Raw genomic sequence first — 7,128 nt, 5'->3', positions numbered from 1 at the left:
CAAGGGTGTCAAAAGTGGGAAATTTAGACTTTTCTATCTCTGAAATGGTGTCAATATAGAATCCTTTTAGGTCGCGATTGTATCTTATCGTATCAAAGGGTGAGTTATATAGAATCCAATCGGTTAAAACAGGATCAGGCCCCATGCTGGATATATAAAATCTATTTTGATGCATCATCAGAATAAAATAATTTTCGTCACACTCGGGGTTGGAAAACTTCACTGTTCGCCCCTGAATTTCTCCCCCAATGAATTGTGACAAACTAATGAATACACTATCATTTAGGGTATAAACATCGCCACAATTGCAACTGTCTATTTCGTATCCGATGTTTGCATTTGAAAGCGAACATGAAAACCAAAGATTCTCATCCTTCGATTCTGTACTATCTATAGTGCCCAAAGCAAATACCTTGTTTTTGTTTGATTGATTGCAGCAAGAGAACAACATAAAAATCAAAGTGCAATAGGTTAGTGTCAAGCATTGGTTTTTCATATGCGGGAATAGATAATTAAAGGTCTTTTTTTACTTTTTTTCATTTGTTTCAATTTTGTAGGATATGCCAAAATATTTTTCTACTACGCAAACATTAGTTTGCCCTTTGGTTCAGGTATTTTTCTACCCATGCTTTTTGCCGTTTCAATCCACTCGGTTATTGTAAGTCGAGCGTTTGATATTGCTTCCTCGTATGATGCACCGTCGGCCATACAGCCCGACAATTCAGGAACTTCCACAATAAATGCCTCATCTTGTTCGCTCCAATATATAATGAGTTCGTATTTAACGTTGTTCATCAGCATTTTTATTTAATCCGTATTTAATTATTAACTCTCTAACCTGCTTTATCTGATATGGTTTGGCAAAGCCATTTTTTTGTTGAAGATTTATAATTTCTTTGACTTCATTTTTCGAAAAGATATAGTGACTTCCATTGATACGAACAGTAAAGCCTAGTTTAATTAGTAAATTAATAAGGTCGGAAAATGGGATATTGGCATCCGACAATCCTGTTAATATTTTTTGCAATATTTTACTGGTCTTGGTCAAACAATCTCCAATTCTAAAACAACTCCGTCAAAAATAACCATTATCATCTATTAAAAGAAACAACGGATGTGCTATCTAAACCAATAACCGCCTCATATTTTTCGTGCAAATCCGCCATAATCTGATTTTGGTGCAAATGTAGGATTTTTGAAGGTTTGTTGGGATCTAATGGTGAATCTCAGTTCGGGGTTATTTGTTCGTTGGGTAGCCTCTCCAAATTCTCTTTCGCCCAAGTGTCCGTAGAGTCAAGTTTCAAAATTTCATTATAGATTTCGCGTGCTTTCTCATACTCAAGGTTAATGTGGTATTTATAGGCACGTTCGTGCAATTTGGCTTTCTCCAATTGTGCTAAATTGTTTTTGGCAAATTCATTGTCCAAATCCCGCTTAAGAATTTTTTCATACACTATTATTGCTTCATCGATTTTCTGGCTTTTATGAAGTTTGAAAGCTTGATTCGAAAGCCAAGAAATGGAAAAAGGACTCCATAAAAATGAAGTTCCAATAACCAAAAAAGTCAATCCGGCGAAAATCCATTGCTTAAGTTTAGAAAATTGGGTCGAAAAACCAAGTACTATTCCCCATGTCAAACCGCCAAAATGAGCAGCATTGCCAATTGCCAAAATTTTTGTTTTGGTTAGGATGACACATACTATTAGCCATACAAAAAATAGCCTATTGGTTCTTTCGTCGATATAGCCATTAAACTTTTGACTTTTTTTGCTTTGTATGAAAATGAATCCAAAAAAAGCATATCCAATTCCCGAAAGTCCAATACCAGTGGTGCTGGAAAATCCTAACATAGAAAAAGAGCTTACTAAGGCGGAGGTAATGGTTAGGAGTACAAAATACAGCGTGCCCGTTTCGAATTCTATTTTTTTCCCTAAAAACCAAATCCAATATAGGTTAAAGGCTAAGTGCCATATTTCTGTATGCAAAAAATTGGAAGTAATCAATCCCCAATAGCTGCCATTGAAAATGTCATAAGGAGAAGGAGACCCCCATCTTTTATAGATTTCCGGGGTAATGGAACCGGTTTCGAGATTGATTCCAATAAACAATCCGATACTCACCAATATTGTAAAAACAGTAATTGGTGGTACGAATTTTTCGAATGAAGTTCTTCCCGACTTGGAGAAATTGAATTCAGGCATGTATATAATTCTTGATTTGTTGAAATGGCTTTGCACAAATTTGGATTTTCGATGAGCAAACCCACATCAAAAATAACCATAATTCATTCAAAAAAGGGGGAACAATTTTATGTGCTTCAAAACATCACTTGTGTTGACTAAATATTTTCTAAATATACAGCATAAACCGAAACCCAACATTGGCTTGAAAGAAAAATGGGTTGGTGTTGGGTTGATGAAAATTATGGCCAATTCCCAATTCGATATACGGGGAGTTTACATTCCAGTATGGGCGGTTGCTGCCAGTAAAACCAAGATGCAGAAACCCGTTGAATAGGGCATTTTCGCCTTTTAAAAATAAATAATTATACGCGTAGCCGGCATAAAAATCGCACCATGCTTTTAGTTTAGTTGGGTTCAGAGATTGAAGGTTTGTCCAACTGTTCGAACCTCCTGACATAATTGAAACGTTTTTTAGAATATAGCGGTTGGTGAGTGAAAACATAGCTTTTCCGGGACTCGACAATCCAACAAAAAATTCAGACTGAAAGTAATTAAAATAGGAAGTATGTAGCACCAGCCCAAGGTAATTGGGGTTGATTGAATCCTGAAAAAATTTACCTGCTTTTAGTTGAATCGGAAATGTTTCTGCACCCCCACAATTAATTCCTTTGCACTCCATGGTGCTTTCTGAAGGCTCAAAATAAGATGGGCAGCATTGCATCATTCTTGTAATGCCGTTGATGGTTGAATTGGAATACATTGCAACGGTCGTATAGAAAAATTGACTTTTGGTTTCTCTTCGAGGCTTTCGTTTTCGGTCACTATTTTTAGCCTGATTAGGCAGACTTTTCCATTCTATCAGTTCACCGGTCGTTCCATCAAAATATTCTTGATTAAGGTTTACATACGTTTTCCGGACACGTACAATGGCAACACTTTTGTCAAATCGAAGTGTTTTTGCCTCGGCATGTTGCATCAAAAACCAATCTGTTTGTAAGCATTCGGCTGTTTCATTTTCATATTCCACAGCATAGTTTTGGAGCTCATAGCCACAGTTTTGACAAGGTTTTTTGCCTGGAGTGATAATTCCATAGTTTTCAAAATCTTCTTTTGGTATTTGGGTATAGTAGTCGGTTTGGGTAGATGTTTTTTCGTATGCTTTGCTCACTCTCCACTTTAAGGGGTGCAAAATGGCGGAGTCGAGTGCGGTGTCGTAGCTGGCATAAAAATAAGCTCGTTTGTTGAAGTGCGGGCCGCTGTATGTTTCAATAAGCACATACGGTTTTTTTCGATAAATAATGGGTTTTATCAATGATCGATGATAAAGCGAATCGGCTCTGTAGTAGCACAAACTATCGGGTTTGGGTGGAATTTCAACCATTATTTCTTCATGCGAATTAGAGAAAAGAATGATGTCAACCCTTCGGCTAAGTTGTGTGCTTTTTAGCACCACTTCACCTCGACTTAATACCGTTATTTTTGGGTCGGTCGGGAAAAACGACTTGCAATTTTTATAAACCTCTCGTGCTCTTTTTTCGCCCAAAGCAAGATTGTCTTTGATGCTGCCCACCGAATCGGCCATGCCAATAAAGTAAACCGAGTCCACATTGTTGATATAGGTTTTTAGCGGGATAGAATTTATTTTTTTGAGTTGTTTTGAATTTATTTCGTTTTTGCCAAACTCAAAATAAATGGAAATGGTATCGGTTGTCTGACAAAATATTTTGGAACTACAGAAAACCAACGCTCCAAGAAATCCAAATTTTTTTATGAGCTTTTTCATCTATCTTTTTTGTATAGCTGACGAGATACAAAAATAAAAGGGTTGGATACTGTTTTGCCTTTATTTAGGCTTGACGTAATACAACCGAAAATTGTCCGTCTTTTCCGAAAGAAATTAATTACCTTTGGATTATGCAAATTGAAAGAACAAATGATGAAATATTAATTCGCTTGTCTCCAAAGACTGATTTAATTGGTCTTCAGCGAATTTTGGATTTCTTAAAATTCAAAGAAATTACCTCAAAAAGCAAGGCCACACAGCAACAAATTGATGACATCTCAGACGAAATCAATGCTACTTGGTGGGAAAAAAATAAAGGTCGCTTCAGTGAGTGAAAATTGTTGTTGACACAAATATTGTTTTTAGTGCTATGCTAAACCAGCACGGAAACATTTGTGATTTATTACTTAATTCTCTTGATTCTTTCGTTTTTTACTCTCCATCTTTTGTGCTTGAGGAATTGGATAACCATACTAATAAATTAAGAAGGTTGACCGGATATTCGGAAAAGGAACTGGATTATTTATGCCGAATTTTGTTTACAAAAGTTGACTTAATTGATATGGAAACCCTGCAAAAAAAGAGTTGGGAAAAAGCAATCGAACTTACCAAAAACATAGATGAATTTGACGCTCCATTTGTGGCACTTGCCATCGAATTAGATGCTCCTCTTTGGACTGGAGACAAAAAACTATTAAATGGTTTGGTAAAAAAGGGTATTGACTGGATTTTAACCACAGAAACCGTTGCGAGAATTAGAAATGGTAATTAAATTCTGTTAAAGCTATAAAATGAAAATTCCGATGTTGGATGCTTTATTAAAAATCTTAATATTAGCTAATTATTTTAGTCGAAAGCAGAGTTTGAAATCACTTCTATTAATTTTTGTTTTACTAAATTCTTGTATCTTTTGTTCCAAAAAATCTGGCAGCAATGTCATAAACACAAATCCCACCTCATTTCAGGATAGCTCCAGTATCGCTGATAGTTCTGTACCCAGAATAAAAGTAACGCCGATTTTCGGACACCGATTTCAACTTATTGGGGATTATGATGGAGACGGGCAAAGAGATACTTTGACAGAACACTTTTATAGTTTTCGGGATAAAAAAGAAACCAATAAGTATTATTTGGGAATTGATAATTTTTGGGGTTGGGTTGATTCTGCTAATGAAAAGAATTGCTATTCATTTTTTCTCGGAAATCGGCCATTTTTTGACACAATCCCAATTCATGGCATTTTTGGGCCACTTTGGTTAAAAAATGAAGGAGACTTAGACGGAGACGGAGCTGATGAAATATCTTTCGTTGAAAGTTTGCCACAGCAATCATCCATGAATCATTGTCAAATAGTAAGTTTTAAAAATGGAAAATGGAAGGAAATATATCGATTTTCGGTAAGAGAATGGCAATTTCCCCCGCTTCCTCAAGGTGGAAGCACATACGGGTTGTTTGGAAAACATAGCAGCTATTCCATTGCCAATAGGGATTCCATTGACAAAATTCTACAAAAACAATTTGATGAGTTTCCTGGATTAATAACCAAAATGCCTTCGGGAAAAGTGAAAATTCAAACTTTTACCGATCAGATGGATGACACAATGTTATATATTGACTTGTCAAAAAATCCAAAAATCTACAATTAATCAAATCAATTATCGCAACTGCTTAAGCCTTGTAATGATAGTTTTATACCCTCCCCATCAACCTCGCCACATACTTGCCTATAATATCAAACTCAAGGTTTACTTGGGTGCCTATTTCAATTTGATGAAAATTGGTGTGTTCGTAGGTGTATGGAATAATGGCAACCGAAAATTGTCCGTCTTTTGAGTTAACGACGGTCAAACTTGTCCCATTAACGGTTATTGAGCCTTTTTCTACGGTAAGAAACTGTTCGCCAAAAGGGTGCGAAAAGGTAAACAACCAACTCCCGTTTTTATTTACTCTGGCAATGCACATGCCCACCGTATCTACGTGTCCCTGAACAATATGGCCGTCTAATCTACCATTGGCCACCATACAACGCTCTAAGTTTATGGTATCGCCCACTTTCCAACTATTAAGATTTGTTTTTCGGAGCGTTTCGTCAATGGCGGTAACCGTGTGGGTTTGTTCGTCACACTTTATTACTGTGAGGCATACCCCGTTGTGAGCAATGCTTTGGTCTATTTTTAACTCGTTGGATATAGAAGAAGAAATCGTAAAATGAATGTTGGTGGCATCTTTCTCAATGGCCACCACTGTACCGAGAGTTTCAATTATTCCGGTAAACATTATTCTTCCATAATGGCCGCCGACAAATATTCGCGGTTCATACGGGCAATGTTTTCAAGCGAAATTCCTTTTGGACATTCCACCTCGCAGGCTCCTGTATTGGTGCAGTTTCCAAAACCTTCTTTATCCATTTGCTCCACCATGTTTAAAACACGCCGTTTTGCTTCTACTTTACCCTGTGGCAATAGTGCCAATTGAGAAACCTTAGCCGAAACAAACAACATGGCCGATGAGTTTTTGCAAGTTGCCACACAAGCTCCGCAGCCAATGCACGTAGCGGCATCAAATGCTTTGTCGGCATCTTCTTTTGGTATGGGCAACGCATTGGCATCCTGCGTATTTCCGCTGGTATTCACCGAAACAAAACCTCCGGCAGCCATGATACGGTCGAAAGCCCCGCGGTCAACCACCAAATCCTTCACCACAGGAAAAGCTCCTGCACGCCACGGTTCAATGTATATGGTATCGCCATCTTTAAACTTTCGCATGTGCAGCTGGCAAGTGGTTACACCTCTATCCGGGCCATGAGCCTCGCCGTTTATATACATCGAGCACATTCCGCAAATGCCCTCGCGGCAATCGTGGTCGAAAGCCACGGGCTCTTCACCATTGTTTACCAACGTCTCATTCAATACGTCTATCATTTCTAAAAATGACATATCCGGTGAAACATCGTTTACCTTGTATTCAACCATTTGGCCTTTAGCCGTGGCATTTGCTTGTCTCCAGATTTTTAGTGTTAAATTCATTTCTAAATATCTTTAAGTGTTTATGGATTCGCTAAATCCAGATTTTTCAATTTTATTGTTTTCCCAATCAGTTTTTCTGTCACTTATCCTTTTTCTCCTTTCGAGATGCTTCGCTACGCTCTGACCCGATAGCTAT

At 37.5% G+C, this 7,128-nt stretch carries 10 protein-coding genes; 3 read left to right on the top strand and 7 right to left on the bottom strand.

All coding sequences use genetic code 11. The features are described from left to right. From H6607_12590 to H6607_12570, 5 genes are all read right to left on the bottom strand, one after another. Positions 1-451 (bottom strand): hypothetical protein (locus H6607_12590; GenBank protein ID MCB9263204.1); only part of this gene is annotated, 451 nt, incomplete at its 3' end. A 128-nt stretch (positions 452-579) separates the two neighbouring features. After that, on the bottom strand, positions 580-795 hold the full coding sequence (locus H6607_12585; protein MCB9263203.1) for a type II toxin-antitoxin system HicB family antitoxin: 216 nt from the start codon (positions 793-795) through the stop codon (positions 580-582). Beyond that, positions 782-1,048, bottom strand: a complete 267-nt coding sequence (locus H6607_12580; GenBank protein ID MCB9263202.1) for a type II toxin-antitoxin system HicA family toxin — start codon at positions 1,046-1,048, stop codon at positions 782-784. The genes H6607_12585 and H6607_12580 overlap by 14 nt, the downstream gene beginning before the upstream one ends. 178 nt (positions 1,049-1,226) lie before the next feature. Then, positions 1,227-2,201 carry a rhomboid family intramembrane serine protease gene (locus tag H6607_12575; protein ID MCB9263201.1) on the bottom strand — a complete coding sequence of 325 codons (975 nt, stop codon included), beginning with the start codon at positions 2,199-2,201 and terminating at the stop codon, positions 1,227-1,229. 148 nt (positions 2,202-2,349) lie between these two features. Then, positions 2,350-3,966: a hypothetical protein gene (locus H6607_12570; GenBank protein ID MCB9263200.1), complete on the bottom strand. Its 1,617-nt coding sequence runs from the start codon at positions 3,964-3,966 to the stop codon at positions 2,350-2,352. A gap of 131 nt (positions 3,967-4,097) precedes the next feature. Here H6607_12570 and H6607_12565 point away from each other — a divergent pair, with 131 nt between their 5' ends. The 3 genes from H6607_12565 to H6607_12555 are packed head-to-tail and all read left to right on the top strand — an operon-like array spanning position 4,098 to position 5,612. Beyond that, entirely contained in the window at positions 4,098-4,301 is a 204-nt protein-coding gene (locus H6607_12565) for a hypothetical protein (GenBank protein ID MCB9263199.1), read from the top strand. Continuing rightward, positions 4,298-4,738, top strand: coding sequence for a putative toxin-antitoxin system toxin component, PIN family (locus tag H6607_12560; protein MCB9263198.1), 441 nt, complete (start codon positions 4,298-4,300; stop codon positions 4,736-4,738). Before H6607_12565 ends, H6607_12560 begins: the two co-directional genes overlap by 4 nt. Before the next feature lie 19 nt (positions 4,739-4,757). Continuing rightward, on the top strand, positions 4,758-5,612 hold the full coding sequence (locus H6607_12555; protein ID MCB9263197.1) for a hypothetical protein: 855 nt from the start codon (positions 4,758-4,760) through the stop codon (positions 5,610-5,612). Between the two features lie 43 nt (positions 5,613-5,655). On the opposite strand, the gene H6607_12550 is transcribed toward H6607_12555, so the two are convergent. Both H6607_12550 and H6607_12545 read right to left on the bottom strand, forming a co-directional pair. Beyond that, positions 5,656-6,243 carry a riboflavin synthase gene (locus tag H6607_12550; GenBank protein ID MCB9263196.1) on the bottom strand — a complete coding sequence of 196 codons (588 nt, stop codon included), beginning with the start codon at positions 6,241-6,243 and terminating at the stop codon, positions 5,656-5,658. After that, positions 6,243-6,992 carry a succinate dehydrogenase/fumarate reductase iron-sulfur subunit gene (locus H6607_12545; protein MCB9263195.1) on the bottom strand — a complete coding sequence of 250 codons (750 nt, stop codon included), beginning with the start codon at positions 6,990-6,992 and terminating at the stop codon, positions 6,243-6,245. Before H6607_12545 ends, H6607_12550 begins: the two co-directional genes overlap by 1 nt. Positions 6,993-7,128 lie beyond the last annotated feature (136 nt).

This window comes from Flavobacteriales bacterium (genome assembly GCA_020635395.1).
Taxonomy (GTDB): Bacteria; Bacteroidota; Bacteroidia; order NS11-12g; family UBA9320; genus UBA987.
The sequence above is the reverse complement of the archived record's forward strand: the minus strand, read 5'-3'. Positions and strand labels throughout refer to the sequence as shown.

Bases quoted from the DNA above. Each gene is read 5' to 3' on its own strand.
- H6607_12585 (MCB9263203.1), bottom strand. From the start codon at position 795: ATGAACAACGTTAAATACGAACTCATTATATATTGGAGCGAACAAGAT.
- H6607_12575 (MCB9263201.1), bottom strand. From the start codon at position 2,201: ATGCCTGAATTCAATTTCTCCAAGTCGGGAAGAACTTCATTCGAAAAA.
- H6607_12570 (MCB9263200.1), bottom strand. From the start codon at position 3,966: ATGAAAAAGCTCATAAAAAAATTTGGATTTCTTGGAGCGTTGGTTTTC.
- H6607_12565 (MCB9263199.1), top strand. From the start codon at position 4,098: ATGCAAATTGAAAGAACAAATGATGAAATATTAATTCGCTTGTCTCCA.
- H6607_12555 (MCB9263197.1), top strand. From the start codon at position 4,758: ATGAAAATTCCGATGTTGGATGCTTTATTAAAAATCTTAATATTAGCT.
- H6607_12550 (MCB9263196.1), bottom strand. From the start codon at position 6,243: ATGTTTACCGGAATAATTGAAACTCTCGGTACAGTGGTGGCCATTGAG.
- H6607_12545 (MCB9263195.1), bottom strand. From the start codon at position 6,992: ATGAATTTAACACTAAAAATCTGGAGACAAGCAAATGCCACGGCTAAA.